The following is a 25,085-nucleotide window of genomic DNA, read 5'->3' on the forward strand; positions in this document are numbered from 1 at the left end:
GGCTTAGATCTTCGCAGTCCGACAGGAGAGGTACGCATGTCGATGCCCGCCCCACGCACCCAGGAACAGCGCAAGCAGGACACCCTGCACCGTCTCGAACACGACGTGGACGCCTGGGTGGCCACCGCCAGTGCGGACGGGACGCCGTACATGGTGCCGCTGTCGTTCCTCTGGGACGGCGAGTCGATCATCGTCGCCACCACCGGCGCCAGCCCCACCGCCCGCAACCTGCTCGCCAACGGCAGGGCGCGGGTGGGCATCGGCCTGGTGCGCGACGTGGTGCTGGTGGAGGGCACCGCCCGTGCCACGCCGGCCGGCGAGTTGCCCGCCGACGTCGGCGACGCGTTCGCCGCCAAGGCCGGCTTCGACCCCCGCAAGGAGCCCGAGTCGTACTACTACTTCCACATCACGCCTCGCCGCCTCCAGGCGTGGCGCGAAGCCAACGAACTCGCCGGCCGCACCCTGCTCCGCGACGGCACCTGGACCGTCACCTCCTGAGCACCGGGCCTGACCGGGCCCTCCCGCTCACCCCCATGTGATCGCCTCAATACGAGAGGGCCAGGGTGGTGTGGCGCTTGCGGAGGATGAGCGGGCCCGAGACGGCCGCACCGGCAGGGTGGGCGTCTATGCGCAGGTCCGTCGGTCGCGGGCGGCCTGCGGCCGTCCAGGCGTGCACATGCGCGGCCAGCTCCTCCGCCAGCCGGTCCCCGTCGCGCCCGTGGCCGCGGACGACGGGGTCGCCGTCCAGGGGGAGGAGCGCGATGCCGCCCGGCTCCACGAGCCCGGCGCAGAAGCCGTGGCCGCCGCCCATGAGCGTGCACCAGCGCGGCTCGTGCAGCGCCAGCCACATCGGCACCCCGGTACGGAACGCGACGGCGGCCTCCCACACCGGGCCTTCACGTGCCGGGGCCTCTGCCCGGCCCTCACGCGCCGGGTCCTGCGGTGGTCTGGCGGGTTCGTCCAGCACGGCCGTCAGGAGGAGTTCGGTGGGTTCGGTGGCCAGTGCCGCCGACACGTCGCCCAGCTCACGGGGTGCCGGGAGAGTCAGCAGCAGGTCCGGGTTCTGATGGAGGACGGCCAGCACCTCGGGGCCCGCCGACGGGCCGCGCATGCGCATGAAGCCGCACGGCACCACCGACAGGCTCGTCCAGTGGTCGCCGTCGCGTTCCATCGCGACCGACACCTGCATGCCGTTCAGGTCCAGCGGCACCACCAGACGCCCGCCGGGGGCGAGCTGGGCCGTCCAGGCGGGAGCGAGATCCCAGACGCCGACGGTGGCGATCAGGCGGTCGTAGGGGGCCGGCTCGGCGTGCCCCTCGGCGCCGTCCCCGCACAGCACCTCGACCCAGGGCAGCCCGGCCGCGTCCAGATGGGCCCGCGCCTCGGCGGCCACGTCGGCGTCGATGTCGATGCACACCACCCGCCCCTCAGGACCGGCGAGCGCGCCCAGGAGCGCCGCGTTGTAGCCGGTGCCCGCCCCGACCTCCAGCACCCGGTCTCCGGGCCGTACGGCTAGCTGGTCGAGCATGGCGGCCATGATGGCGGGCTGGGACGAGGAGCTGGTCGGCCGCCCGTCCGCGTCGCGCCTGGTCACGATGGGTTCGTCCCGGTAGGCGTCCTCGGGCGGAATGTGCGGCAGGAACAGGTGGCGCGGCACCGCGCGCATGGCCGCCGCGACCCGCTCGCCGACCTCCTGCCGCTCTGTGAGCCGCGTCACCATGCTCTCCCGCAGGTCGGTGAGATCCATGGGCTCATTGTCCACCGCGACCCGGATTCCGGGTAAAGAAACCCGTCAGGGAGGGTTGAGGCGCGGTGCGGAGGGAAGGGCAGGCAATTCCTGAACGTCGAACGTGAGGAGGAGCCGTAGTGCTCACCCTGACAGCCAACGCAGCCCAGGCGATCCGCGATCTGACCGCGGCGGCGCCCGAGCCTTCCCAGAGCGGGATCCGCATCTCGTCTCAGGGAGAGGGCGCCAGCTCGCTCACCCTTACCCTGGCCACCGCCCCCGAACCGGCGGACGCGGTGGTCGAGTCGGAGGGCGCGCGAGTCTACCTCGACCCTGTGGCGGCGACCGTGCTGGAGGACAAGTCCCTGGACGCCGGAGCCGATGACCAGGGGAGCGTGTCGTTCCTGGTCACCGAGCAGCCCGCTTGAGGCGGCCCTGCCGCGCCCGAGGCGACTCGGGCGCGGCGGGGTCCCCTCCCGATCCGATCAGCCGTCGGACAGCAGCTTGTGCAGGTAGCGCACCTGCTCCTCCGACTGGTAGCCGCTCCCACCCTCGTGGTTGTTCCACGGATAGACGTTGATCTCCTTCGGGCCCTGCCAGTGGTTGTAGGCGGCGAACACCGTGGACGGCGGGCAGATGTCGTCCATGAGCGCCACCGAGTACAGCGCGGGCACCTGGGCGCGGGCGGCGAAGTTCATCCCGTCGAAGTACGCCAGCGTGCGGAACACCTGGTCGGCCGCGTCCCTGCGGGTGGCGAGGTAGCGCACCAGCTCCTGGTACGGGTCGCGCGGCGTGATCTCCACCGCCCGCCGGAAGTGCGACAGGAACGGCACGTCGATGAGCGCCGCCTTGACGCCCTGGTGCAGCGCGGCCGTGGCCTGCGCGATGGCGCCGCCCTGGCTGCCGCCCGCCACCACGATCCTGCTCGCGTCCACCGCGGGATGCCCGGCCGCCGCGTCCACCGCCCGCACGGCGTCGGTGAACACCCGCCGGTAGTAGTAGTCGGCGGGGTCGAGGATGCCGCGCGTCATCATGCCCGGCGCCTGCGCGCCCGCCGAGCCGTGCGGGTCGCCGGTGACGCCGGGGCTGTTGACGTTGGCGCCGCCGTGGCCGCGCGTCTCCATCACGAACACCGCGTACCCGGCGGCCGGCCACAGCAGGTGGTCCTTCGGGAAGCCGCGTCCTCCGCTGTAGCCGATGTAGTGCATCACGCAGGGCAGCGGGCCCTGCGCGCCGCTCGGCAGCAGGAACCAGCCGTTGACGCGGTGCCCGCCCCAGCCGGCGAACGACACGTCGAACACGTCCACGCCCGCCAGGGGCAGGTCGTACGGAACGTATTCGGCGGCCAGGTCGTGCTCCCCGGCCTCGGCGAGGGTCGCCGTCCAGAACGCGTCGAAGTCGGCGGGCTCGTCACGGTCGGGGAGGTAGGAACGAAGTTGCTCGAGCGGCAGGTCGAACAGTGGCACGTTGGTGACTCCAGCTGTGTAGAGAGGTTCCTGATATTTCACCCCAAAGCGGAGGAAAGCGCTATCCCGCGTGCTTTTTCCACTGAAGGTGTCATATCTGGGTAGACGCTGACGCGTGACGGAACATGTTATCCAGGTGCCCTACTCTCACCTTCACCCCGGTTTGGTGCTCGACGCGCCCGCGGACACGCAGGACTTCCTCGTCCTCTTCGGCGACGACTCCGAGTCCCGCGCCCAGCTGCTCCACGATCACACGGGACGGCCGGTGCTGCGGATGGGCGGATACATGACGGCGAACGGGACGGTGATCGACGAGCGCGTGTGGACCATCCGCGAGACCGCCCGCCACGGTCCCCGCCTGCACCTCCGCCTCGGCGACTCCCTCCCCTGACCTCTAGGCGGGACCCTTGTAGCCCGGGGGAGGGGCGTCGCCCTCGTAGGCGGTGAGTGGACGGTCGGTGAGGAAGGCTCTCAGGAGCCGCAGGTGAGCGGTGTTGCGGTCACGTCCCGCGGCCTCGCCGAGGTAGGCGAGGCGGACGTCGGGCAGCGCCTCCCGGTACGCGGCCGCAGCCGACCAGCCCTCCGTGTCGCAGGCGCCCTTGACGATCAGTACGGGCACGTTCACCGCCCCCAGGTCCGCGCGCAGCGACGCGGGCGCCGGCCGCCCGGCCAGGGCGACGTAACCTCCGGCGGCATCCTCCTCGGCGGGTGAGGGGCAGGGCGTCGCGGCGGCCGCGCGTACGCGGGCGAGGTGCGCCGACAGGCCCGGGTCGCCGGCGAAGGCGTGCGCGGCGACCGGGTCCACCTGGAGGAGCGTGGCGACGGCGAGCGTACGGGGGCCGGGCAGAGCCCCGGGGCTGAGCAGGGCCGAGGTGGCGGGGCCGGACGGGGTGAGCCCGTCGGGGGAGTACAGGGCCGCCCTGGCGACCCGGCCTGGATGGCGTACGAGATAGGCGGCGGCGAGCTGGGCCCCGTGGTCGCGGGCGACCAGATTGAGGCGCTCGGCGCCGATGAGGCGGCGGACGGCCTCCAGGTCGGCGACGTCGCGGTCGAGGCCGTAGCCGCGCGGGTCGTCGAGCCGGGCGGAGCGTCCGGCGCCGAGCTGGTCATAGACGTACACCTCGAAACCCTCGGACGCCAGCCGCCCGTAGAACGCCGCGTCCCGCTCCAGATCGCCCACTCCAGGGCCGCCGTGCAGGAACACCACCGGCTCCGCCCGCGTGACCCGCTTCTGCGCGGTACGCACGTACGCCAGCCGCGACCCCGTCGGCAACCGCCACTCCCGCTGCCCGGCCACCTTGGCGGGCGCGGCCGGCGACGGCGGCGGCGGCCCGAGCGTGGCCGCGGCGGCCTGCCAGACCACCAGCGCCTCCACGGCGAGCAGCGCCACCGCCCGCACCCAGCGCGCCCATACCGCCCTCGGCCTGGGTACGCACAGCAGCAGCCCGAGGAAGAACACCCACGCGAACACCGCCAGCCCCGCCACCGCGAACACCACCGGCCGCGCCCCCACCATCGCGGTCCCGGCCAGTCCGGCCAGCCCCAGCACCGGCGAGAGCGCCAGCACCCCGGCGCCCGCCACCACCCGCCCTGCCAGCCTGGCGACTGAAACCACGCAGGGGACGTTAGTGCAATCCACCCCAAAGATGGGCGAAAAGGCGCAGGTTTCGCGCTGGTCGGGCCGGGCAGGCGGTCCGGATGATCAGGAGGTGCGGAGCACGCGACAGCGTGAGGCGCGCCTGGGGATGCGGGGGTGCTGCGAGGGGCCGTGAGCGGCGATTACGCTTTGTGCGCGAGATGTATCACTCCGTCATAGGAAACCTCATGCGCACACGTCTGACCCTTCCACTCGCCGCCGTGGCCCTCGCCGTCCTGACCGGCTGCTCCGGTCAGCAGCCGCCGCCGCAGAGCGCCGCCGCCGTGCCAGGGCCCACCGGCGAGCAGCCGTCCGAGCAGGACAAGACCTGGATGCGGGCCATCCACCAGGCCAACCTGACGGAGGTCCAGGCGGGACGGCTGGCTCAGGGCAAGGCCACCACCAAGCCGATCAAGCAGGTCGGCCAGATGCTCGTCAAGGACCACACCAAGCTCGACACCAAGGTCACCCGGACGGCCGAGCAGCTCGCCATCGACCTGCCCACCTCGCCGTCGCCGGAGCAGCACGAGCTGCTGAACCGCATCAGGGAGGTCAGCGGGCAGGACTTCGACCAGGACTTCCTGTCCGGGATGATCAAGGCGCACCGCGAGGCGTTGAACGCCACGAAGACCGAGATCTCCAAGGGCTCCGCACCGGCGGTGGTGGCGCTGGCCAAGACGGCGGCCCCGTCCCTGGAGCAGCATCTCAAGGCCCTGCGCAAGGCTCAGGGCGGCGGCTGACCGAGCACGACGAACCGCAAGGAGGCGATGAGCGATGAGCAGGACGGACAGGGGGACGGACAGGGGGACGGACAGCACAACGGGCAACGCCACGAGCAAGGAACGGGTGCCGCATCCGCCGGGACTCCGAGCGGGGAAGCGGGCGGTGTAGTGCGTAAGGAGTCGAGTGGCGGGGCGGATGAGGTCGCGCGAAGGCTCGGGGTCGTGGCCGCAGTGGTGGCGCGGCAGGTGACGCGGTGGGTGGCGGTGGTGCGGCGGGGGCGGGCGTTGCATCCGCGTGGCCTGCTGCTGCGGGGGACGCTCACCGTGGAGTCGGAACTGCTGGGGGAGCATGGCGAGCACGAGGTGCCGGTACGCCTGTCCAAGGGTGCGTCGCTGCCGGGCCGGCTGCCCGACGTGCTGGGTCTCGCCGTACGCCTGCCCAACGGCGTGGACCTGCTGCTGTCCACCGGGTACGGGTTCGTCCCGGTGCCGAGGCGTGGCTTCACCTCGGGCCCCTACTCCACGCTGGCCTCCTACTACTGCGGGCAGCGGCGGTGCCGGATCGTGGCCAGGCCGGAGGGCGGACGGCGGGTGCCGGTCGATCCGGCGGAGCTGCCGGGCGTCCTGGAGCGCCGCGACCTGGTGTTCCACCTGTGGGCGGGGGTGTGGTACCTGGGGAGGCTGTGCATCCACACCGCTCTGCCGGACACGGACCTGACCTTCGACCCGCTCGTCAACAGCGTCCCTCACCTGCGTCCGGCGAGCCGCCTCCAGGTGCTGCGCGGCGCCGCGTACGCGGGGTCGAGGCGGGGCAGGGGCGCGAAGCTGGGCGGCGGCGGGGAATGACCCGAGAGCCGTTCCGTGAAATAGAACGAAACGTGCCCAACCCCTGTACGGCTTTGCGGTGATCTGGGGTATTTGTCCCTCTTGAACCAGGACGAACACATCAGGGGGATCGTCGTGGCTATGAACACAGAGATCCGCAACCTGCTCGACTGCCATGTCGTGGGGTCGGACGGACAGTCGATCGGGAAGGTGGGCCAGGTCTACCTCAACGACCGCACCGGCGAGCCCGAGTGGGTGACCGTACGCACGGGATTCTTCGGCATGAAGCAGACCTTCGTGCCGCTCCAGGACGCCCGCCGCTCGGGCGAGGAGATCCGGGTCCCCTTCGACAAGGAGATGATCAAGGGGGCGCCGAACATCGACGTGGACGGCCGCCTGTCCCTCGACGAGGAGACCGACCTCTACCGCTACTACGGCATGCAGCCGACGGACGTCCCGCGCCAGCGGCCTGCCGACTTCGGCGACACCGGCGAGCGGCAGGGCTTCGCCACGGAGAACCGCGAGGGCCTGGCCCCCGGCAGCCCCGGCCTCATGGACGAGCCCGGCGGCACAGGAACCGGCACAGGAGTCGGCGCGGGGACGGGCGCAGGGCTGGACATGGGGTCCGGCATGTCCGACATGGATAGGTCCGACGGTCTCGACGAGTCCAACCGCCTCATCGGCGACACGCCCGGCACGACCGACGAGCCCGGCCTGATGCCCGGCGGCAGAACCATGGGCATGAGAGACGACCAGCCCAGAGGCTTCACAGATGAGCCCAGAGGCTTCGCCGGCGAGACCGGCGGCTTCGCCGAGGACCGCGACATCGACATGACGCGTTCGGAGGAGCAGCTCCACATCGGCAAGGAGAGCAGGGAGTCGGGCCGCGTACGCCTGCACAAGTACGTGGAAACGGAGAACGTCCAGGAATCGGTCCCGCTCTCGCACGAGGAAGTCGTCATAGAGCGCGAGGACATTCGCGACGCCGGATTGTCGGGGTCGTACGAGATAGGCGCAGAGGATCGCGAGATGATCCTGCACGAGGAACGCCCGGTGGTCGGCAAGGAGACCGTCCCGGTCGAGCGCATTCACGTGCACAAGCAGGACGTCCAGGGCGAGGAGATCGTCGAGGGGCAGATCCGCAGAGAGCGCCTGGAGATCGACGAGGAGGGCCCGACCAGGGACGACGGAGGCTACGGCCGCGGAGACGGGTTCCCGCCGCGGCGGTGAAAGGGAATGCGCCGGGCGGCCGCCGCCCGGCGTTTCCAAAAACGGCTCGGGCAAGGACGGGAAAGGGCCGGGAAAAGGGCCGGGAAAAGCTCAGGAATAGAGCTCGATCTCATTGAGCATGCTGCATTCGGAGCCGATCTCCGCGTCGCATCCGGACGCGGCCGGTAGGACGACCTTGACGTATCGGGCGGTCCGCCCGACCGTCGCGTACCGGAGCGCGTAGTCGGTCCGATCCTTGACGGTGACCACCGGCGGGCCCCACGTCCGGCCGTCCTGTGAGACGTGGACGCGGGCCGAGGCAGGACGTCCAGGCCGGAGGCTGAGCCCGACGCGGCTGATGGTCTGGGGCCGGGAGAAGCGCAGGACGTACCGGCCGGGCCCGGCGGCGATCGCGCTCGACCAGTAGCCGGTGCTGCCGTCGAAGGCTCCGCCTGAGCCGCTGCGCGGCCGGTACGGGCTCGTCCACCGCATGGTGGTGGAGATCCGCAGCTCGCCCCGCCGCCGCAGGTCGGCCAGGTCGATCCGGCTGCCGGGGACGGCGACGTCGAAGAGCAGCCGCTTGATCGCGTACCAGCCGCCGTGCTCGAACCGCCCGTGCGCCGGGCAGGCGGTCTCGTCGAGCAGCCCGCTGGGCCGTACCCCGGGCAGCTTGCAGTTGTCGAACACCTGGATCAGCCGGTGCGGCCCCACGGCGGCGAGCCCGGTGTAGCCGGACGAGCCGTGCGCGGCCCAGATGCCGTCGCGGTTGTGGTAGGTCACCCGCGGCTCCCGCCACGTCTCGCCGAGCCCGTCGGGCGAGACCGCGAGCCAGTTGTCCGGCCGCCCCGCGCTGAGCACGAGCGTCCCGCCGGGCATCAGCAGCAGCCGCGGCGCCACGCCGCGCACCACGCAGTCGAGCCCGGCGAAGCGCAGCTCGCGGGCGGGCGTCCAGGTGTGGCCGCCGTCGGTCGAGCGGCTCTGCCACAGCGTCGCGTACGGCCCGCCGTCGCGCCGCAGCACCGCCACCAGGCTCCCGTCCACGGCCTGCGCGATGGCGGCCTCGGTGAACTGGAAGCCGCCGCCCGGCTCGGCGATGACCCCGCGCCTGACGAAGGTGCGGCCGCCGTCGCCGCTGGCGTACACCTCGGCCTGGTAGGCGTCCACCGGGTCGTAGCGGGCGTACACGGTGATGAGGATCGTGCCGTCGGCGAGCTGCAGCGGCGTGCCGTGCGCGGCCCCGCCGGGCAGCAGGTCGCCCGGCGTGACCAGCGTCGACTCCGAGCGCAGCCAGCTCTCGCCGTCGGAGAGGACCGACGAGGTGAGCACGCCGAGCCGCGCGGTGTGCGGCCCGGTGCGGTGCGGATAGTACTCGGTGGCGAAGAACCGGCCGTCGAGCAGCTCGACCGGCGACTCGCGCAGCGGCGTGGGGCCGGCCGGGCCGAACGTGCGCCCGTCGTCGTCGGAGACGGCCGCCGAGCTGGTGAGGACGACCACCCGGTCCACGTTCGTGGTGAACGTGGTGATGACCTTGCGGGCGGGCCGGCCGCGCGGTCCCGTGACGTCGAGCGCCGACACGTTGGGGAACCCGGCGAAGTCGAGCCGCTCGGTGTTCGTGGGCTCTGGCGCGAGGGGCGCGGGATGCGGATGGATCCAGCCCAGTGAGGAAGCAGTATCGATGAGGTAAGCCCCGGACTGGAGGGAGTGTTCCGGTAGCACGCAGTAACCGGGGCCGCCGTCCGCCTTGACGGGCCACCCGGCTGGTACGAGGGCCGCCGACATGCCCACCGACAGGCCCACGACCATGGATCTTGGCACCCGCACGCGCTCGCTCCCCGGTTCTCCTCCACGACCGTCGGCACCACAGCGAACTTTAGATCATCGACAGCGCGTAACCCGGCATTCACCTGCGGGAAGTCGGCGGTTCACGGCGCTACCCACCTTCGGGCGTGGCCAGACATACCAGATGCGTAAAGTGACAGTTGACAGAGAACCGGCTCCTGACGACGATCGGGACGGCACTATTAAGTGTCAATTTACGTAGGTCGGGTCAGGAGGTGGCCCTCAATGAGCATCGAGCCGAGGGCGAGAGTAGCCCCCGAGCGCGTGCTGCCCAGCCCGGCGCCCATGGCGCCGGAGACGGCCGCGCAACAGCGGGTCGTCGAACGGATCTGCGCCAGGGTCGCGCCCGCCGGCGTGGACGTCGGCGTCGCCGAACTACCCCCCGGCGGACTGCAGGTGTGGATCGACACCCCGGTGCCGGTCGCCGAGCAGGAGTCGTGGGTGCTGTATCACCGGATGGCCCGCGAAGTGGCGCTGGTCGGCTGGCACTGCGAGGCCGACGCCGACCGGCTGCTGGTTCTGGGCTGGAGCGCCGCGTGCCTGCACAATCGCGTACGCCTGCTGCAGAGCGGGCTGCGCAGGCTCGCCGACTTCGAGCACACCGCCCAGCGGGCCGTGCAGCTCGACGGCCGCGACCCCGGCGACGCGCCGGCCACGCGGCTGGTGGAGGAGGTGTGCGCCGCCATCGAGCGGCGGCTGCGCTGGCCGGAGCGGCTGGCGGAGCTGGACGGCTTCGAGCGCAGCTCGGGCCTGCCGCACCTGCAACTGCTCCTCGCCCAGGTCGCCGGCCTGGAGGCGAAGGTCGCGGCGGCCTGCGAAGAGCACCTCGTCATGGCACGGGTGCTGGCGCGGGCCGTCTGCGAACACCACGCGCGGCACGGGGACCCGGCCCGTGCGCGGCGCGACGTGCTGGCGGAGTCGCGCCGCTGGGTGCACGCCAGCTCCATGATCAGGGGGACGGCCACCGCACGGCCGATCCCCGCGGGCGCGGGCCGGCCGCACATGGGCCTGGCCGAGCGCCGCATCGCCGCGAGCGTCATCAACCACGGCGTGCCGCGGGTGACCCCCGCCGCCGTCACTCCAGGGGTCGCACACGCCGACCTCGAGGAGGGCGCCCGCTGATCCCGAACCGCTCAACGGCGAGTGGTCGCCCGGAAAAACCCACCCGAATCCGGTAGGAGAGCTCCCGTCATGCGAACCCCCCCGCACCTGCCCGCCCGATCCAGGCATGACCGTACCGACCGGGCCAGGCGCCACCCGTACGGGCCGGACATGCCCGCGCAAGCCGCGCCGCACGGCACGATCGACTTCCCCGCGGACTTCCCCGCCGACTACCCACCCGGCCGCTTCAGCACCCCGTTCGACGCGTCCCCGCCTCCCGAGGCGGACGAGTTCGTCGAGCAGCGGCTGCTCGGGATCAGGGAGATGTCCAACCAGGCCATCGGCTCCATCGACGACCTGCTTCAGCACACCGTCTGAGTCGTGCCCCAGCGGCCCCCGACGCAGGGAGCCGGAAGAGCGAAACCGCACCACTTGAGGAGAGTCATGCAGGACCTTTCGCGCCCGGAGCTGCGGTCGCGTGACGTCGGGGGCCACCAGCCGCGTACCGTGGCGGGCGTCGAGACGCCACGCACCCTGGACGAGGTACGCACCCTCGTCAGGCAGGCCACGGCGGACCGCCGCCGTCTCTACCCGATCAGCACCGGCAGGAACTGGGGCATGGGCTCGGCCATGCCCGTCACCGACGACAACCTGGTCGTCGACCTCGGCGCGATGAACCGTATCCGCGGTCTCGACCTCGAGGCCGGCTACGCCGTCATCGAGCCAGGCGTCACCCAGCGCCAGCTCGCCGAGGTGCTGCGTGGCACCCCGTGGATGCTGAACGTCACCGCCTCGTGCGCCGACACCTCGGTGATCGGCAACGCGCTCGACCGCGGCGACGGCTGCATCCGCTCCCGCGTCCACGACGTGGCCGGGATCGAGGCCGTGCTCGCCGACGGCAGCGTGGTCACCACCGGCGGGCTCGACCCCGCCGGCCGCTACCACGGCAGGGTCGCGGGACCCGACCTGACGCAGGCGTTCGTCCAGCACAACCTCGGCATCGTCACGGCGATGGCCGTCTCGCTGGTGCCGCGCCCCGAGACCATCGCGCTCGTGCACGGCCGCATGCCGGCCCACCAGGCGGGGGTGGCGATCGAGGCGGTCGCCGGCTTCCTGCGCCGCGGGAACCCCGCCGACGGCCTGATGCGCGTCCGCGAGCTGGCGCTCGTCCCCTCCCGCGGCGACTGGACGCTGCCCGACGGCGTCGACCCGAGCCTGTTCACCGTGCTCGGGCCGCTCATGGGCGGCGACGCCACCGTGGAGCTGGCCGAGGAGCTGCTGCGCAAGTCGCTCATCGAGGTCGAGGGAGCCGAGGCGCTGCGCGTCGTGGACGCCGCGGAAGTCGGTCCGCACGACCCCCTCTACGCCAGGGCGCTCATGTCGCTGGGCACCCCCACCTGCCTCGGCGTGCACAACGCGCTCGGCGTGACGTCCTGCGACCAGATCGACGACGGCCCGATGGGCTTCCTCGCGCTGCTGCCGCTCATGCCGCTGCAGGCACGCAGGACCGAGCACCTCGTCGGCGCCCTGCAGAGCGCCGTGGACGCGCACACCACCGCTCTCATGATCGAGTGGAACCTGGTCAGCCCGCACATCGGCAACGGCGTCATGCAGATCTTCTTCGACCGCGGCGCCCCCGGCGCGGCCCACCGCGCGCACCAGCTCCGCAACGACGGCAACTGCGTGCTGCGCGGCAACGGCTGCGCCATCTACCGCTCCGACATCGACCACGCCGCCGCCGACGTCTGGTCCGAGACCAGCACCGCCGGCCTCGGCATGCTGCACCGGCTCAAGACGGCGCTCGACCCGGACGGCCTGCTGTCGCCCGGCCGGTACGGCGCCTGACGCCCCCAGCCCGGCCTCACAGCCTGACCCTCACAGCCTGACCCTCACAGGCTGACCCTCGCAGATCGCGCCGCCCCGGCGCGCGGCCGGAGCGCATCGGGGCGGGAGAACGGCTCGACGCAATCCAAGGAGGACCCACGTGCGTTCGTCACCAGCGGCCGTCAGGCCCACCACCACGAGCCGGCGTCACGGCGTGATGCTGCGCCTCGTCGGTGCGGGTGTCATGTTGACGGTGATGGCCGACACCACGGCCACCACCCTGGCGGTGGGAGTACTGAAGTACACGCCCGCAGGCGCCGGCATGCCGCTCGGTGATTTGGTCTGGCTGACCAGCGCGGCGTTCATCCCGATCGCGGCGCTGCTGGCCACCGCCGGCCGCTGGGCCGACCTGTTCGGCCGGCGGCGCGTGCTTGCGGTCGGGCTCGTGGTGTTCGTGCTGGGCGGCATCGCCACCGTCGCCGTGGAACCCTGGTCGTACGTGCTGGCCGCACGGGCCGTCCAGGGCGCGGGCGCCGCGGCGATGATCCCGGCCAGCCTCGGGCTGCTGCTCGGCGAGCTGCCCGAGTCGCAGCGCAGGGGAGCGATCGCGCTGTGGAGCTCGGCATCAGGGCTCGGCTGCCTGCTCATGCAGGCCGGCGGCGGCTGGCTGGCCGCGACCGTCGGCTGGCGCGCCCTGTTCCTCCCCAACGTGGTGATCGGCGTGCTCCTGCTGATCGCCTGCGTCGGGCTGCCGGCCGGCAAGCGCGGCAACACCAAGGGCGTGCCGGACGTCCTCGGCGCGTGGCTGCTGGCCGCCGGCATCGCCGTCATCGTGCTCGCCATCTCCAAGGCCATGGCCTGGGGGACGGACGTGCTGTGGCTGGGGCTGGCCGCCCTCGCCCTCATCGGCGGCGCGCTCGCCCAGGCCAGGCACCACCGCCTGCCCGCCATCGACCTGGCGCTGTGGCGACGGCCCAGGTTCGTCTGGGGCTGGCTGGCCACCTGGGGCTTCGGCGCCCTGTCGTACGGGCTGCTCACCGTGCAGCCGCTCTACCTGCTGCACCTCGGCTACCCGATGCTGGAGGTGGCCATGTGGCTGACTCCGACGTCGGTGGCCGTGGTCGTGACGAGCTTCCTGGCCGGAAAGCTGGTCAAGCGGGTCGGCGCGTACGGGCTCATCTATGCCGGGTCGCTGCTCTGCGGCGGCGCCTGCGTGCTCGTGCTGACGCAGGCCGGGCCCACCGTGTGGGGCCTGATCGCCAGCGTCGTGGTCGGCATGGGCGTCGGCGCGCTCGCGCCGGGCACCTCCGTCGCCACCACCCTGGCAGCCCGCCCCCACCAGTACGCCTCCGCGGTCGGCGCGGCCACCATGGCGCGCATGGTGGGCGGGGCCGTCGGCGTCGCCGTCGTGTCGGTCGTGATCGACCACCCGTTCATGACCGGACCCTTCGCGGGCCTGGCCGGCGCGCTCGCCCTGTGCGTGGCGATCTCGGTGCTGATCGGCGCGCTGGCGCTGACCAAGATCACCAGGCAGCGGCCCGACCCGGGCGACGTGATGGTGAAGGTGCCCCGCCGGATGCTGCTCGAACTGCGCATGACCCTCGCCACAGTGGCGGCGGAGGCCGACGCGCTGCTGCCGGTCGAGACCCGCGCTCCCTCCGCACCTCCGTCCGCGAACCTCTCAGCCGCCCCGCACACGGATCATGTCCCGCGGCCGCGTGCGGCCGAACCGGGGCCGCTCGCCGGGACCCGCGGACATACGAACTAGTTCCACCCATTCAGAAGGGCTCTCGTCATGGCTACCACATCGTGCGACGTAGCGATCGTCGGCGCCGGGCTCGGCGGCTGCTTCCTGGCCTTGCTGCTGGGCCGCCGCGGGCAGCGCGTCGTCGTCATCGAGCAGGGACCCTCGGTCCCGAGCGCGGGCGCCGACTTCCTCAAGCCCCCGGGACTGCGGGTGCTCGCCCGGCACGGCCTGGCCGACCTCGTCGGCCGTAACGGCCTGCGGCGCGACACCATCCGCTACTACCACGATGGCGACCCCATCCAGGAGATCCGTTTCCCCGACGGCGGCTTCCTCATCCGCCCCTACCGCGAGCTGGTCGAGCTCATCTACACCTCGTGCGCGATGGCGGGCGTGGAGTTCTGGTTCGACGCCGGCATCGATGACCTCGCCATCGGCGAGGGGCGCCCGGCCGAGCTGACCCTCCACGACGGGCGGCGGTTACACGCGGGCGTGGTCATCGGCGCCGACGGCACCAGATCCGCCGTCCGGCAGGCGCTCGCCATCGAGCAGTGCACGATGCCGTACGAGCGGGTGCTCATGCGGGTGGCGACCGTGCCGCTCAGCGCCAGCGTCGCGCAGCTCAACCGGCTGTACTTCAGCTCCGACGGCTGGTTCACCTACTTCTACCCGATCAGCAGGGACGAGGCGCGCGTCTTCGTCGGCCTGCCCCCCGAGGACGACAAGGAGATCTTCCAGGACGGCATCCCCGCGCTGCTCGACGAGCTGAAGAAGTTCGTCACCGACAGCTCCGACACCTTCAACCACCTGCAGGCGGCGACCTGGCAGCGCATCAAGGTGTCGTCGCTGCGCGTGGAGGCGTACCACCGGGGCAACGCCGCGCTGCTCGGCTCGGCCGCCTTCGCCTGCCACCCGATGACCGGCATGGGCATGAGCTACACGCTGCGCGACGCCGAGATCCTCGCCGACGTCATCTGCGCCGCCGGCGGCGACGCCGAGCTGCTCGACCGGCTGCTGTACGCCCGCTACGAGCCGCGCAGGCACGCCCACCGCCAGCTCATCGACTACGGCGACGCGCTGGCCGCGACCTTCCGTGACCGGGCGTCCTACCTCGCGGCCTTCCGCCCCGAGCTGCACATCCACGGAGAGGCGTGTGCCGTGCCCGATGCGCCGCAGCTCGTCTGAGCCGCGCCCCCGCCGCCCGCCGTTCCCCACCTGGTGAGGTCGTCCAGTGCCGCGCTGAGTGCGGTGGCAGCCCGATACCCAGGTGGCGGGGGCGCCCCTTACGGTAGGGCCAGCCCTACCATCAAATCGGGTGACTGCCGGGGTTCGCAGGACGCCTATCGACCGGAATGCTGGGAAGAGATCACATTTTCCCCTCGGCATCCCGGAGACGCATGTGACTGTGACGGAGACCTCCCGCCCCGGTTCGGGGCAGCGGGGCAGCGACTACGCGCGGCTGTCGCGGCGTATCGCCCAGGCTGGGCTGCTCGACCGGCGGCCCGGCTACTACGCGGCCAGGATCACCCTGGTGGCCGCGCTGTTCGCGGGCACGTGGGCGCTGTTCGCCGCGCTCGGCGACTCGTGGTGGCAGCTCGCCGTCGCGGTGCTGCTCGCGGCGGCCTTCGGGCAGGTCACGCTGCTGGCCCACGACCTGGCGCACGGGCAGATCTTCCGGTCCCGGCGCACCAGCAGGAACGCCGGGCTGATCGTCGGCAACCTCGCCGTCGGGCTCAGCTACGGCTGGTGGATGGACAAGCACACCCGCCACCACGCCAACCCCAACCACGAGGACCACGACCCCGACGTCTCGCCCGACTTCCTCCTGTGGTCGGAGCGGCAGGCCGAGGCCAGCAAGGGGCTGCCCCGGTTCATCGGGCGCTACCAGGCGTGGCTGTTCTTCCCGCTGCTCACCCTCGAAGGCGTCAACCTCAAGGTGTCGAGCTTCCGCGCGCTGCGCAGGCCCACGCTCAAGAACCGCGCACTCGAAGGGGCGCTGCTCGGCGGGCACGTGCTGGCGTACCTGGGGGCGCTGCTGCTGGTGCTGCCGCTGCCCAAGGCGCTGCTCTTCCTCGCCGTGCACCAGGCCTGCTACGGCGTCTACCTCGGCTGCACCTTCGCCCCCAACCACAAGGGCATGCCCGTGCTCACCTCGGCGGACGAGCTGGACTTCCTTCGCAAGCAGGTGCTGACCTCCCGCAACGTCCGCGGCGGGCATCTCGTCACCACCGCGCTCGGCGGGCTGAACTACCAGATCGAGCACCACCTGTTCCCCAGCATGCCCACCGCGAATCTGCGCAAGGCACGTCCCATCGTCCGCGACCACTGCGCCTCGCTCGGCATCGACTACGTCGAATGCGGGCTGCTGGAGTCGTGGGGGCAGGCGCTGCGGCACCTGCACGACGTCGGCCGGCCGCTGCGCCGGGTCAGGACGTGACGATCAGCTCCAGGCCGTCGAAATCCTCCTTGACCTGGTGACCGGCCTCCACCAGCACCGTGCGCAGCGCGAGCTGCACCGCGTCCCTGATGGTGGAGTACCGGACCAGCTGCTCCGCCGAGCTGCCCCAGGTCACCACGACCCCGCGGGCGGGGTCGTGCCAGACCCCGAGCCCGCCGTCGGCTGCCAGCAGCGACGGCTCGACGCTGAAGCCCGCCTCCGTCAGCTCCTGCCGGACCACGCGTTCGAGGTCCTGGCCGGCGGCCGTGGCGGCGGTAGGGGCGACACTCGTGCCGACATCCCTGTGGGTGTCCATCCGGATCCGCTGCCCTCACCCGCGCGCTCCGAACCTCGGGACCGCGAGAAGTCTGTGGAAGGATGTCGCCTGTGTCCCCCGCGACATCCCCGGCCCCACAACCGGCCCCACAGCCGGTCCTGCAGCCGGTCCTGCAGCCGGCCCTGGAGCCGGTCCTGCAGCCGGGCCGCCCAGCGGCCCGGATCCTAGGCCCGGCTGACGGCGCACCGGCGATGGGTGCGCGGTCGGCCGGTGTGCGGTCGGCCGGTGTGCCGAGGGCCGGTGTGGTGTTGCGGCTGGCGCGGGCCGTCGTGTTCGCGACGGTCTGCGGTGCCGTGTCGGTGGGCGGGCATGCGCTGGCCGGGGGAGGGGCGGTGCCGTTCCCGGTCTATCTGGCCGCGGTGCTGGCGACGCTCGGGCTGGCGTACCTCGCCGACGGGCGGGAGCGCGGCCCCGGCGCGGTGCTCGCGGCGACCGTCGGCACGCAGATGCTGCTCCACCAGCTCTTCGACCGCCTGGCGCCCGGCGAGGCGGCCGGGCACGTCCACGGTCATCCGGGTGCCGGCATGCTGCTGGTCCACCTCACGGTCGCGGTGCTGAGCGCCTGGTGGCTGCACCGCGGCGAGAGCGCGCTGTGGCTGATCCTCCGCCTGTACGGCACCCCGTTCCCGGCCGTCCGGCTGCTCGTCACCGCAGTCGCCGTGCCCGATGCCCGGCCGCCCGCCTGGCGCCCGGCCACCCCCGAGACCGCGCCCCTTCTGGGCCGTCTCATCTCCCGCACGATCAGCAGGCGAGGACCGCCCGCCGTGGGGCGTCACTGACGCCCCACGGCACCTTTCACCCTTGGCCTGTGTCCGGACGTCCGGCGCCACGGGCGCGCGGTCGTCCGGAAGATCATTCTGGAGACCTGACATGGCATTCTCGCCCCACCTCGCTGGGCTGCGCTCTCGCCTCGCCACCCTGTTCGCCACCCTGTTCGCCGCTCTGTTCGCCGCCGCCTTCGTAACGGGCCTCATGGCATCGCCCGCGCTGGCCCACGACACGCTCAAGCGCAGCTCGCCCGCGAAGGACGCCGAGGTAACGGCGCTGGAGGAGATCGAGCTCGAGTTCACCGCGAGCGTCAAGTTCCCGTTCGTGGTGCTGCACGACGCGTCCGGCAAGCAGCTCCAGCTCGGCGAGCCCGAGCTTGACGGCCCGCTCGTCACCACCGGCGTCACGCAGCCCCTGGCGCCCGGTTCGTACACGATCGGATGGCGGGTCGTGTCCTCCGACGGACATCCCATTGAGGGCGAAATCCCGTTCAACGTGAAAGGATCTACATCTCCGTCCGCCTCGCCCACGGTGACCGGCGAGACGGCCGCGGCGCCGGCGACCGGAGCCACGGCCGGACCGTCCGAGCAGGGGAACCCCGGTGCGGACACAGCGGCCGGCGCCACGACCACCGACGAGGCGCCGGCGGGTGTGCCCGCCTGGATCTGGGGCGTGCTGGCGGTGCTCGTCGTGCTGGGCGTGCTCGTCTGGTTGAAGACATCGCGCCGCGGCCCCGATCGGGAGGAGCTGGATGCGGATTGAGCAGGCGAGGCAGGTCGCCCGGCAGTGGGTGCTCGAGGAGGGCGCGAAGCTGCCGGGGTTCGGCGGGGCGTTCCTGACCGGGTCGGTCCTGTGGGCCGACCCCGGCGACGAGCTGGCCGTGTCCTCCGACGTGGACGTCATGGTCGTCGCCGACCCCGCCGCTCACATCGGGCACATCGGGAAGTTCCGCTACGAAGGGGTGCTGCTGGAGGTCTCCTCCATGGTGGCGCCCCGCTCCGTCCACGACGTGCTCAGCGACTACCACCTGGCCGGCAGCCTCCACCTGCCCGGCGTGCTCGCCGACCCGACAGGGCGGCTGAGCGAGATCCACCGCGTCGTGGCCCGCGACTTCGCCGAGCGTCCCTGGGTTCTCGCCCGCTGCACCGACGCCATGGACCGCGTACGCGGCTGGATCAACGGCATCGACGAGTCCGCCTCGCTGCCCGCCCAGGTCACCTCGTGGTTGTTCGGCACCGGCGTCACCACTCACGTGCTGCTGGTGGCCGGGCTGCGCAACCCGACCGTACGCCGCCGCTACGCCGCCGTCCGCGACCTGCTCGCCGAGCACGGGCGGCTCGAATACCACGAGAGCCTGCTCGACCTGCTCGGCTGCGCCCACCTGAGCCGGGCCCAGGTGGAGGGGCACCTCGCGATGCTGGAGAAGGTGTTCGACGCCACCGCGTCGCTGCGGGTGCCCGCCTACCGGTTCGACAGTGACCTCAGCGCGGTCGCCCGCCCCGCCGCCATCGACGGTTCCCGCGAGTTGATCGCCGCCGGCCGGCACAGGGAGGCGGTGTTCTGGCTGGTGGCGACGTACGCGCGGTGCCTGGACAAGCGGGCGCTGGCGGGGGAGCGGGGCTTCGAGGACGGCTTCGAAGAGCTGCTCGCCGACCTCGGCGTGGCGACGCGGGCCGACCGCCGCCGGCGCGCCGATCGGGTGCTGGCCGCCCTGCCCGGCCTCTGGCAGACCGCCACCACGCTCTTCTGATCCGGCGTGCACCGGCGTGCACCGGCGTGCACCGGCAGGGCTCAGGCGCGGCGCAGGGTGCGGGTCAGGCCGGTCGCGATCGTCGTCGCCAGCACCCACCCGGCGGCGATCAGCCCGTACGCCAGCCACTGCGCCCCGCCCCCGGGGTTGAACGCTTTCTCCTGCCCGAAGTCGATGATCGGCAGCAGCAGGTCGAGCGTGTAGACCAGCGGGTTGAACTCGGGCGCCTCGCCGCGCTTGAGCGGCGGCGGCCGGTCGAGCCAGAACACCGCCGTCCCGACGGCGAGCAGCGCCAGGAGCCACCCGGCCGCGCGCAGCGGGCGGAAGCCGTAGCCGACGGTGACGTCCTGCAGGTGGCCCCAGGCGCGGGCGTACCAGGGCAGGGTGGCGCGGCGCTGCTGCTGCCCGGCCAGCATGGTCGCGCGGGCGTCGGCGTCGCCGCCCAGCCGCCGGTACATCGCGGCGAGCTGCTCGTAGGCGTTGGGACGGTAACCCTCGGGGTCGCGGCGCAGCCAGGCGATGCGGTCGGCGGCCGGCAGCATGGGGTCGAGCACCTCGTACGACGCGCCGTCCATGCGCAGCTCGCCCGGCCAGACCGCGGGGTCGTCGCGGAGGACGCCGATGCGCGCGTGGCCCAGCTCGACCCGGCCGCGCACCGGCGCGGCGGTGCGCATCGCCAGCTCGCGGGTCTCCAGCCGCCAGCCCTTGAGCGCCACGTCGCCGGGCGCGGCGAGGGTGGCGTCGTCGAGGCACAGGCGGCTGCCGATCTGGGCGTTGGTCAGGCGGACCCGGCCCTCGGCGGTGAAACCGTCGCACAGGTTGAGCACCTTGCCGACGGTGATGCCGTTGGCCGACAGGGCCGCGCCGCCGGGGTTGACCAGCCGCGCGCCCTCGAAGTGGGCGGGCCCGCTGACGGAGGCGTCGAGCAGGCTGATCTCGCCCTCGGCGACCAGGCCGTGCCGGCCCACCAGGGCGCCGTCGACGGTCAGGCCGTCGCCGGCCAGCGCCTGCCCTGCGGGGTTGACCAGGTGTGCGCCGTCGAGGCTGAGCGTGCGGCCGACGGCGGCGGCCCGCAGCCACACGGCGCCCTCGGTCTCGGTGTGTGCGAGGAACAGGCCGCTCTCGGCCTTGAGCCCGCCGCCGTGCACGGCCAGGCCGCCGGGGTTGCGCAGCTTCGAGCCGCGCAGCGTGAGCGGCCCGCCGACGCGCGCGAACCGCAGGCTGACCTCGCCCTCGACCACCATGCCCCGGGCGAACAGCCCCACCTGCACGTCGAGGTTGGAGCCGCCGAACGCCAGCCCGCCCGGCGCGCGTAACCTGGCGCCGTCGAAGTTCACCGCCGCGCCCACCCTGGCGGCGGTCAGCACGATCTCGCCGTCGCAGACGAAGCCGTCCTGCCCGCGCAGGCTGCTGCCGACGTCGAGGTGCTCGGCGTTGATCGCGGCGCCGCCCGGATGGTCGAGCCGCGCGCCGTTGAGCGAGAGCGTGCCGTTGATGCGGGCGCCGGGCAGGCGCAGCTCGCCGGTGACGTGGCAGCCGTTGAGCCGCAGGTTGCCCTCGACCTGCGCGTTGGAGGCGATCAGGCCGGGCAGCGTGGAGCCGGTCAGGCTGATGAAGCGGGTGCGGGCCTGGTAGAGGTCGGGCACCTCGTCGAAGACGCAGTCGTGCAGCAGGATCGGCAGGTCGAGCTCGGCGAACGCCAGGTGCAGCCGGCCCGTGACCTGGGCGCCCGACAGCCGCAGCGCGGGCTTGGCGCCCGGCTCCGTGCGCTCGGCGAGCAGCAGCTCCGCCAGCACCTCCGCGCGCACCGGCCCGAGGGGGCCGGTGTCGACCTTCGCGCCGCGCGGGATCGCCTCGGCGACGGCCTGCTCTGCCGGGGTCAGCTCGCGCACGGCGTCACCCGCGTACGTCGAAGCCCAGGCCGGCGGCCACGATGGCGGCCTGGGCCGGGTCGATGCGGGTCTCCTTCAGCGTGACCTCTCCGGGCTCCAGCGTGAGCAGATCGCTGCCCCGCAGGTCGCACCGGGTGAGATCGGCGCCGCGCAGCAGCGCGCCCGACAGGTCGCACGAGCGCAGGGACGCCTTCTCCAGCCGGGCCTCCGACAGGTCGGCCTCGCGCAGGCGTACGCCGTCGAAGGTGCTGCCGCGCAGGTCGGCGCCGTAGAGCGAGGTGTAGGACCAGTCGCCGCCCGTCGCCTTGAGCAGCCCGAACGTGCAGTCGGCGAAGACGGCGCCGGTCAGCTTGCAGCCGGTGAACGTGGCGTCGAAGAACGAGCAGTGCGTGAAGACGCAGCCGGCGAAGCTCGCGTCCTGGTGGACCGAGACGTTGAAGCGGACGTTCTCGAACCGGCACTCCTCGAACGAGCAGCCCTGGTCGGTCAGCTCGGTCATGTCCACCTCCTGGAACAGCACCCGGTGATGGCGCTCGCCGGAGATCTCCCGGCCGTCCCAGTCGGCGGACCTGACCGTCCGCTCCATGGAGCCCTGTCGTTCTGTCATCCGAACACGGTATCGGATGCGGGCGACGCTACGCCGCCCGTTGCGCGATGGCGGTGATCAGCGGCTGTACCAGCTTGGCCGCCAGCGGGCCGAACGCCGCGAGGATGAGCACGTACGCGGCGGCAAGGGCGCCCAGGTCGGGGTGCACGCCGGCGCCCACCGCCAGACCGGCGATGACGATGTTGAACTCACCGCGCGGGATCAGGGCGATGCCGGCCCGTGCCTGACCGGCCTTGGCGATGCCCGCCCGCCTGGCCGCGTACGCACCGGTCAGCAGCTTGGTGATCATGCTGACCAGGGCGAGCAGCGCCGCGAGGCCCGCCACCGGCAGGATCTTCGCCGGGTCGGTCTGGAAGCCGAAGAAGACGAAGAACACCGCCGCGAACAGGTCGCGCAACGGCGCCAGCAGCGCGTGCGCGTCCTCGGCGAGCTGCCCCGACAGGGCGATGCCGACCAGGAAGGCGCCGACCGCCGCCGATACCTGCAGCTGCTGGGCGAGGCCCGCGACCAGCAGGGCCAGGCCGACCACCTTGAGCAGCATCACCTCGTTGTTGGGGCTGCGCACGAACGCCTCGATGTAGCGTCCGAACTTCAGCGCCACGACGAGGACGATGCTCACGGTGAGCAGCGCGATGCCGACCGAGATGGCCCCGCTGAGCAGGCTCAGCCCGGCCAGCATGGTCGTCAGGACCGGCAGGTAGATCGCCATCGTCAGGTCTTCGAAGACCAGCAGCGACAGCACGGTGGGCGTCTCCCGGTTACCGATCCACCCCAGGTCGGACAGCACCTTGGCGGTGATGCCCGACGAGGTGGCGTAGGTGACGCCCGCCATGGCGATGGCCGCGACCGGTCCCCAGCCGAGCAGCAGGGCGATGATGGCCCCTGGCGCGGCGTTGAGCACCAGGTCGACGATGCCCGCGCGGAAGTTGCTGGTCATGCTGGTGACCAGCTCGTCCGCGTTGTATTCGAGGCCGAGCGTGAGGAGCAGCAGGACCACGCCCATCTCGGCGCCGGTGGAGATGAACGCCTCGCTCGTCGCCAGCGGCAGCACCCCGCCGGTACCGAACGCCAGTCCGGCGATCAGGTACAGAGGGATGGGAGAGATGCCGCCGCGCAACGCGAGCGCGCCAAGGATCCCCAGGCCGAGCAGGACGGCGCCGAACTCCAGGAAGATGACCGCGGTTTCGTGCACCCGCGGCCCTACCCGTTCGCCAGGATGCCGGCCACGTCGGACGTGCTGTCCTCGCTGCCCACCACGACCACGACGTCACCGACGGCGAAGACGAAGCCGGGTCCCGGGCTCGCGAACACCTGCCCGCCTCTGACGACGGCGACGATGGACGCGCTGGTACGGGTGCGCACGCGGGCGTCACCCATCGGACGCCCCGCGTAGGGGGAGCCGGCCGGAATCGGCAGCTGCACGCTCATCAGGCCCTCGACCTGCTGGTGCAGCTGGTTGAGCCGCTGCACGATGCGAGGCGCGCCGAGGAGCTCGGCGAGAGCGTCGGCCTCCTCGTCGTTGAGCTTCACCGTCTGGCAGACCGCGTCGGGATCGTTCTTGTCGTAGATGACCAGATCCCGGCGGCCGGTGCGATGAGAGACGACACCCACCCGCTGTCCCTTGCGAGTGGTGAAATCGTGCCGTAGCCCGATGCCCGGCAGCGCTGTTTGTTCGACCTCCACCTGTCCCACCCGTATAGATCCGCATATTTTCGGACAACCCTACCAATGGTGTGACCCACCCTTGCCAGGCCTTCACGCACCCTTGACCTGGGATCCTTCATGCGGGCAAGGACCTGGGGGAAAGCCGGTGCTCCGCAGAGCATGGGAGACTGGCTCAAGGCGTCGCGGACCAGGCGCCCCAGCCCGTGCCGACCCGGCAGCACGCCACGCCACAAGGGACCTCACCATGCCGCCCCCTCCTCCGATCCGGCTGGTTCTCGTGGAAGACCACGCGATGGTCGCGGAGGCCATCGGTCTCGCCCTCGGCCGCGCGCCCGACATCGAGGTGGTGGCCCAGGCCGGCACCGTCGCGCAGGCGCTCGCCGAGACCGGCAGGTGCCGCCCCGACGTCGTCGTGCTCGACCGGCGGCTGCCCGACGGCGACGGCATCGCGGCCATCGGCCGGCTGACCGCGCTCGCGCCCAAGGCCCGCGTGCTCGTGCTGACCGGCGAGGCGAGCGCCGCCGTGGCGGCCCGCGTGGTGGCCGCCGGTGGCGCCGGGCTGGTGGTGAAGTCGTCCCGGCTCGGCGAGCTGGAGTCGGCGGTGCGCGAGGTGGCCGCGGGCGGGGTGGTGTTCGCGCCGGGGTTGCTGCCCGGCGTGTTCGACCGGCTGACCGGGCGCGCGGGTCACGTCGGGGCGGCGCTGACCGCGCGCGAGCGGGAGACGTTGCTGCTGCTCGCCGAGGGCGTCAGCACCGACGAGCTGAGCGGCCGGCTGGGGGTCGCCCGCAACACCGCGCGCAACCACGTCCAGCACGTGCTGGAGAAGCTGGGGGCGCGGTCCAAGCTGGAGGCGGTGGCGTTCGCGCGGCGGGACGGGCTGCTCGACTGATGCGGCTGCACTAGGTCACGTCCCACATACGTACCAGGCGGCCTGGGGTGCCTGCGTCTCGTGACCGGCCGCCGCGCTCCACGAAAGTAGAGGCGTGGAACGTTCGGAGGCCGAGACATACCAGGTGGACACCCCTTTGCCGGAGGAGATGGCCAGCATCACGGAGGCGCGCAGGCTGGCCCGCGAGGCCCTGGTGACGTGCGGCTTCCAGGGGCGGCACGAGGACGTCCTGCTGGTGGTGTCCGAACTGGTGACCAACGCGCTCGTGCACGGCGACGGCTCGCCCGTGCTGCGGGTGCGGGGGAGCGCCGACCGGGTGCGGATCGAGGTCGGCGACGCCGGTGCCGGGGTGCCGCGGACACGCGAACCCGGGCCGGCCAGCGGGTGGGGGCTGCACGTCGTACGGCTGCTGTCGGCCGGGTGGGGCATCTCACCCGCGGACCCCGATCACCTGGGTGGCCCGCCAGGGGCCGGCGGTCCTGTGGGCGGTCACGGGGGCGGTCCAGTGGAGGGTGTAAGTGGTGGTCTCAGCGGTGGTCTCAGTGGTGGTCTCAGCGGCGGGAAGGTCGTGTGGTGCGAGCTCGTCGCGGGTCTCGCCGACGTCCGGGCGCGCACCTCAGAGGCATGACGGCGGAGCATGACCAGCAG

General features: G+C 72.4%; 26 protein-coding genes. 17 read left to right on the top strand and 9 right to left on the bottom strand.

Going from position 1 to position 25,085, the window contains the following annotated elements:
• Positions 1–36: 36 nt before the first annotated feature.
• Entirely contained in the window at positions 37–498 is a 462-nt protein-coding gene (locus tag AB0K18_RS32170) for a pyridoxamine 5'-phosphate oxidase family protein (protein ID WP_364921812.1), read from the top strand.
• 46 nt (positions 499–544) lie between these two features.
• On the opposite strand, the gene AB0K18_RS32175 is transcribed toward AB0K18_RS32170, so the two are convergent.
• Entirely contained in the window at positions 545–1,747 is a 1,203-nt protein-coding gene (locus AB0K18_RS32175) for a methyltransferase domain-containing protein (protein WP_364921815.1), read from the bottom strand.
• Positions 1,748–1,866: 119 nt separating this feature from the next.
• Between AB0K18_RS32175 and AB0K18_RS32180 the strand changes: the two genes are divergently transcribed.
• On the top strand, positions 1,867–2,154 hold the full coding sequence (locus AB0K18_RS32180; RefSeq protein WP_364377092.1) for a Fe-S cluster assembly protein HesB: 288 nt from the start codon (positions 1,867–1,869) through the stop codon (positions 2,152–2,154).
• Between the two features lie 57 nt (positions 2,155–2,211).
• On the opposite strand, the gene AB0K18_RS32185 is transcribed toward AB0K18_RS32180, so the two are convergent.
• Entirely contained in the window at positions 2,212–3,192 is a 981-nt protein-coding gene (locus tag AB0K18_RS32185) for an acetylxylan esterase (RefSeq protein ID WP_364921818.1), read from the bottom strand.
• Positions 3,193–3,307: 115 nt separating this feature from the next.
• Here AB0K18_RS32185 and AB0K18_RS32190 point away from each other — a divergent pair, with 115 nt between their 5' ends.
• Positions 3,308–3,583, top strand: coding sequence for a hypothetical protein (locus tag AB0K18_RS32190; protein WP_364921820.1), 276 nt, complete (start codon positions 3,308–3,310; stop codon positions 3,581–3,583).
• A 3-nt stretch (positions 3,584–3,586) separates the two neighbouring features.
• Here the strand turns inward: AB0K18_RS32190 and AB0K18_RS32195 are convergent, their stop codons facing one another.
• Entirely contained in the window at positions 3,587–4,807 is a 1,221-nt protein-coding gene (locus AB0K18_RS32195) for an alpha/beta fold hydrolase (RefSeq protein WP_364921822.1), read from the bottom strand.
• A 209-nt stretch (positions 4,808–5,016) separates the two neighbouring features.
• Here AB0K18_RS32195 and AB0K18_RS32200 point away from each other — a divergent pair, with 209 nt between their 5' ends.
• The 3 genes from AB0K18_RS32200 to AB0K18_RS32210 all read left to right on the top strand — a co-directional run bounded on the left by AB0K18_RS32200 (position 5,017) and on the right by AB0K18_RS32210 (position 7,605).
• The gene (locus AB0K18_RS32200; protein WP_364921825.1) at positions 5,017–5,568 is read left to right on the top strand and encodes a DUF4142 domain-containing protein; all 552 of its coding nucleotides are present in this window, start codon (positions 5,017–5,019) and stop codon (positions 5,566–5,568) included.
• 204 nt (positions 5,569–5,772) lie between these two features.
• Positions 5,773–6,396, top strand: a complete 624-nt coding sequence (locus AB0K18_RS32205) for a hypothetical protein (RefSeq protein ID WP_364921827.1) — start codon at positions 5,773–5,775, stop codon at positions 6,394–6,396.
• A gap of 120 nt (positions 6,397–6,516) precedes the next feature.
• A complete protein-coding gene (locus AB0K18_RS32210; RefSeq protein WP_364921830.1) occupies positions 6,517–7,605 on the top strand; it encodes a PRC and DUF2382 domain-containing protein in 1,089 nt (362 codons plus the stop codon).
• Between the two features lie 90 nt (positions 7,606–7,695).
• On the opposite strand, the gene AB0K18_RS32215 is transcribed toward AB0K18_RS32210, so the two are convergent.
• Positions 7,696–9,405, bottom strand: a complete 1,710-nt coding sequence (locus tag AB0K18_RS32215) for an exo-alpha-sialidase (RefSeq protein WP_364921833.1) — start codon at positions 9,403–9,405, stop codon at positions 7,696–7,698.
• Positions 9,406–9,648: 243 nt separating this feature from the next.
• Between AB0K18_RS32215 and AB0K18_RS32220 the strand changes: the two genes are divergently transcribed.
• The 6 genes from AB0K18_RS32220 to AB0K18_RS32245 all read left to right on the top strand — a co-directional run bounded on the left by AB0K18_RS32220 (position 9,649) and on the right by AB0K18_RS32245 (position 16,529).
• A complete protein-coding gene (locus AB0K18_RS32220) occupies positions 9,649–10,545 on the top strand; it encodes a hypothetical protein (RefSeq protein WP_364921836.1) in 897 nt (298 codons plus the stop codon).
• A gap of 69 nt (positions 10,546–10,614) precedes the next feature.
• Positions 10,615–10,902 carry a hypothetical protein gene (locus AB0K18_RS32225; protein ID WP_364921838.1) on the top strand — a complete coding sequence of 96 codons (288 nt, stop codon included), beginning with the start codon at positions 10,615–10,617 and terminating at the stop codon, positions 10,900–10,902.
• A gap of 66 nt (positions 10,903–10,968) precedes the next feature.
• The gene (locus AB0K18_RS32230; RefSeq protein WP_364921841.1) at positions 10,969–12,369 is read left to right on the top strand and encodes an FAD-binding oxidoreductase; all 1,401 of its coding nucleotides are present in this window, start codon (positions 10,969–10,971) and stop codon (positions 12,367–12,369) included.
• A 139-nt stretch (positions 12,370–12,508) separates the two neighbouring features.
• Positions 12,509–14,116: an MFS transporter gene (locus tag AB0K18_RS32235; RefSeq protein WP_364921844.1), complete on the top strand. Its 1,608-nt coding sequence runs from the start codon at positions 12,509–12,511 to the stop codon at positions 14,114–14,116.
• A 27-nt stretch (positions 14,117–14,143) separates the two neighbouring features.
• Complete coding sequence (locus tag AB0K18_RS32240) at positions 14,144–15,277, top strand: FAD-dependent monooxygenase (RefSeq protein ID WP_364921847.1); 1,134 nt, start codon at positions 14,144–14,146, stop codon at positions 15,275–15,277.
• A gap of 214 nt (positions 15,278–15,491) precedes the next feature.
• Complete coding sequence (locus AB0K18_RS32245) at positions 15,492–16,529, top strand: acyl-CoA desaturase (RefSeq protein WP_364921849.1); 1,038 nt, start codon at positions 15,492–15,494, stop codon at positions 16,527–16,529.
• On the opposite strand, the gene AB0K18_RS32250 is transcribed toward AB0K18_RS32245, so the two are convergent.
• Complete coding sequence (locus tag AB0K18_RS32250; RefSeq protein WP_364921852.1) at positions 16,519–16,845, bottom strand: hypothetical protein; 327 nt, start codon at positions 16,843–16,845, stop codon at positions 16,519–16,521. The two genes, AB0K18_RS32245 and AB0K18_RS32250, sit on opposite strands and share 11 nt — an antisense overlap.
• Before the next feature lie 248 nt (positions 16,846–17,093).
• Here AB0K18_RS32250 and AB0K18_RS32255 point away from each other — a divergent pair, with 248 nt between their 5' ends.
• The 3 genes from AB0K18_RS32255 (at position 17,094) to AB0K18_RS32265 (ending at position 19,384) form a co-directional block, all read left to right on the top strand.
• Positions 17,094–17,645, top strand: a complete 552-nt coding sequence (locus tag AB0K18_RS32255; RefSeq protein ID WP_364921855.1) for an MFS transporter — start codon at positions 17,094–17,096, stop codon at positions 17,643–17,645.
• A 91-nt stretch (positions 17,646–17,736) separates the two neighbouring features.
• Positions 17,737–18,396, top strand: coding sequence for a copper resistance protein CopC (locus tag AB0K18_RS32260; protein ID WP_364921858.1), 660 nt, complete (start codon positions 17,737–17,739; stop codon positions 18,394–18,396).
• Positions 18,386–19,384 (top strand): hypothetical protein, encoded by a 999-nt coding sequence (locus AB0K18_RS32265; RefSeq protein WP_364921861.1) that lies wholly within the window; start codon positions 18,386–18,388, stop codon positions 19,382–19,384. The genes AB0K18_RS32260 and AB0K18_RS32265 overlap by 11 nt, the downstream gene beginning before the upstream one ends.
• A 41-nt stretch (positions 19,385–19,425) precedes the next feature.
• Here the strand turns inward: AB0K18_RS32265 and AB0K18_RS32270 are convergent, their stop codons facing one another.
• Genes AB0K18_RS32270 through AB0K18_RS32285 form a run of 4 tightly spaced genes read right to left on the bottom strand, consistent with a single transcriptional unit; the run spans position 19,426 to position 23,566 of the window.
• Entirely contained in the window at positions 19,426–21,276 is a 1,851-nt protein-coding gene (locus AB0K18_RS32270) for a hypothetical protein (protein WP_364921863.1), read from the bottom strand.
• A gap of 4 nt (positions 21,277–21,280) precedes the next feature.
• Positions 21,281–21,883: a pentapeptide repeat-containing protein gene (locus tag AB0K18_RS32275; protein WP_364921865.1), complete on the bottom strand. Its 603-nt coding sequence runs from the start codon at positions 21,881–21,883 to the stop codon at positions 21,281–21,283.
• A gap of 28 nt (positions 21,884–21,911) precedes the next feature.
• Positions 21,912–23,075: a cation:proton antiporter gene (locus AB0K18_RS32280; RefSeq protein WP_355427468.1), complete on the bottom strand. Its 1,164-nt coding sequence runs from the start codon at positions 23,073–23,075 to the stop codon at positions 21,912–21,914.
• A gap of 8 nt (positions 23,076–23,083) precedes the next feature.
• The gene (locus AB0K18_RS32285; protein ID WP_345403049.1) at positions 23,084–23,566 is read right to left on the bottom strand and encodes a cation:proton antiporter regulatory subunit; all 483 of its coding nucleotides are present in this window, start codon (positions 23,564–23,566) and stop codon (positions 23,084–23,086) included.
• Positions 23,567–23,792: 226 nt separating this feature from the next.
• Between AB0K18_RS32285 and AB0K18_RS32290 the strand changes: the two genes are divergently transcribed.
• Together AB0K18_RS32290 and AB0K18_RS32295 are read left to right on the top strand one after the other, a co-directional pair.
• Complete coding sequence (locus tag AB0K18_RS32290; RefSeq protein ID WP_364921868.1) at positions 23,793–24,437, top strand: response regulator transcription factor; 645 nt, start codon at positions 23,793–23,795, stop codon at positions 24,435–24,437.
• A gap of 94 nt (positions 24,438–24,531) precedes the next feature.
• Positions 24,532–25,065 carry an ATP-binding protein gene (locus tag AB0K18_RS32295; RefSeq protein ID WP_364921871.1) on the top strand — a complete coding sequence of 178 codons (534 nt, stop codon included), beginning with the start codon at positions 24,532–24,534 and terminating at the stop codon, positions 25,063–25,065.
• Positions 25,066–25,085 lie beyond the last annotated feature (20 nt).

Origin of the sequence: Nonomuraea sp. NPDC049421 (genome assembly GCF_040677005.1) — a bacterium.
In the GTDB taxonomy this organism is placed as follows: domain Bacteria; phylum Actinomycetota; class Actinomycetes; order Streptosporangiales; family Streptosporangiaceae; genus Nonomuraea; species Nonomuraea salmonea.

What these genes read in the sequence shown, in the direction of transcription:
- AB0K18_RS32170 (WP_364921812.1), top strand. Translation starts at nt 37, where the DNA reads ATGTCGATGCCCGCCCCACGCACCCAGGAACAGCGCAAGCAGGACACC.
- AB0K18_RS32175 (WP_364921815.1), bottom strand. Translation starts at nt 1,747, where the DNA reads ATGGATCTCACCGACCTGCGGGAGAGCATGGTGACGCGGCTCACAGAG.
- AB0K18_RS32200 (WP_364921825.1), top strand. Translation starts at nt 5,017, where the DNA reads ATGCGCACACGTCTGACCCTTCCACTCGCCGCCGTGGCCCTCGCCGTC.
- AB0K18_RS32210 (WP_364921830.1), top strand. Translation starts at nt 6,517, where the DNA reads ATGAACACAGAGATCCGCAACCTGCTCGACTGCCATGTCGTGGGGTCG.
- AB0K18_RS32220 (WP_364921836.1), top strand. Translation starts at nt 9,649, where the DNA reads ATGAGCATCGAGCCGAGGGCGAGAGTAGCCCCCGAGCGCGTGCTGCCC.
- AB0K18_RS32225 (WP_364921838.1), top strand. Translation starts at nt 10,615, where the DNA reads ATGCGAACCCCCCCGCACCTGCCCGCCCGATCCAGGCATGACCGTACC.
- AB0K18_RS32230 (WP_364921841.1), top strand. Translation starts at nt 10,969, where the DNA reads ATGCAGGACCTTTCGCGCCCGGAGCTGCGGTCGCGTGACGTCGGGGGC.
- AB0K18_RS32240 (WP_364921847.1), top strand. Translation starts at nt 14,144, where the DNA reads ATGGCTACCACATCGTGCGACGTAGCGATCGTCGGCGCCGGGCTCGGC.
- AB0K18_RS32250 (WP_364921852.1), bottom strand. Translation starts at nt 16,845, where the DNA reads ATGGACACCCACAGGGATGTCGGCACGAGTGTCGCCCCTACCGCCGCC.
- AB0K18_RS32260 (WP_364921858.1), top strand. Translation starts at nt 17,737, where the DNA reads ATGGCATTCTCGCCCCACCTCGCTGGGCTGCGCTCTCGCCTCGCCACC.
- AB0K18_RS32265 (WP_364921861.1), top strand. Translation starts at nt 18,386, where the DNA reads ATGCGGATTGAGCAGGCGAGGCAGGTCGCCCGGCAGTGGGTGCTCGAG.
- AB0K18_RS32275 (WP_364921865.1), bottom strand. Translation starts at nt 21,883, where the DNA reads ATGACAGAACGACAGGGCTCCATGGAGCGGACGGTCAGGTCCGCCGAC.
- AB0K18_RS32290 (WP_364921868.1), top strand. Translation starts at nt 23,793, where the DNA reads ATGCCGCCCCCTCCTCCGATCCGGCTGGTTCTCGTGGAAGACCACGCG.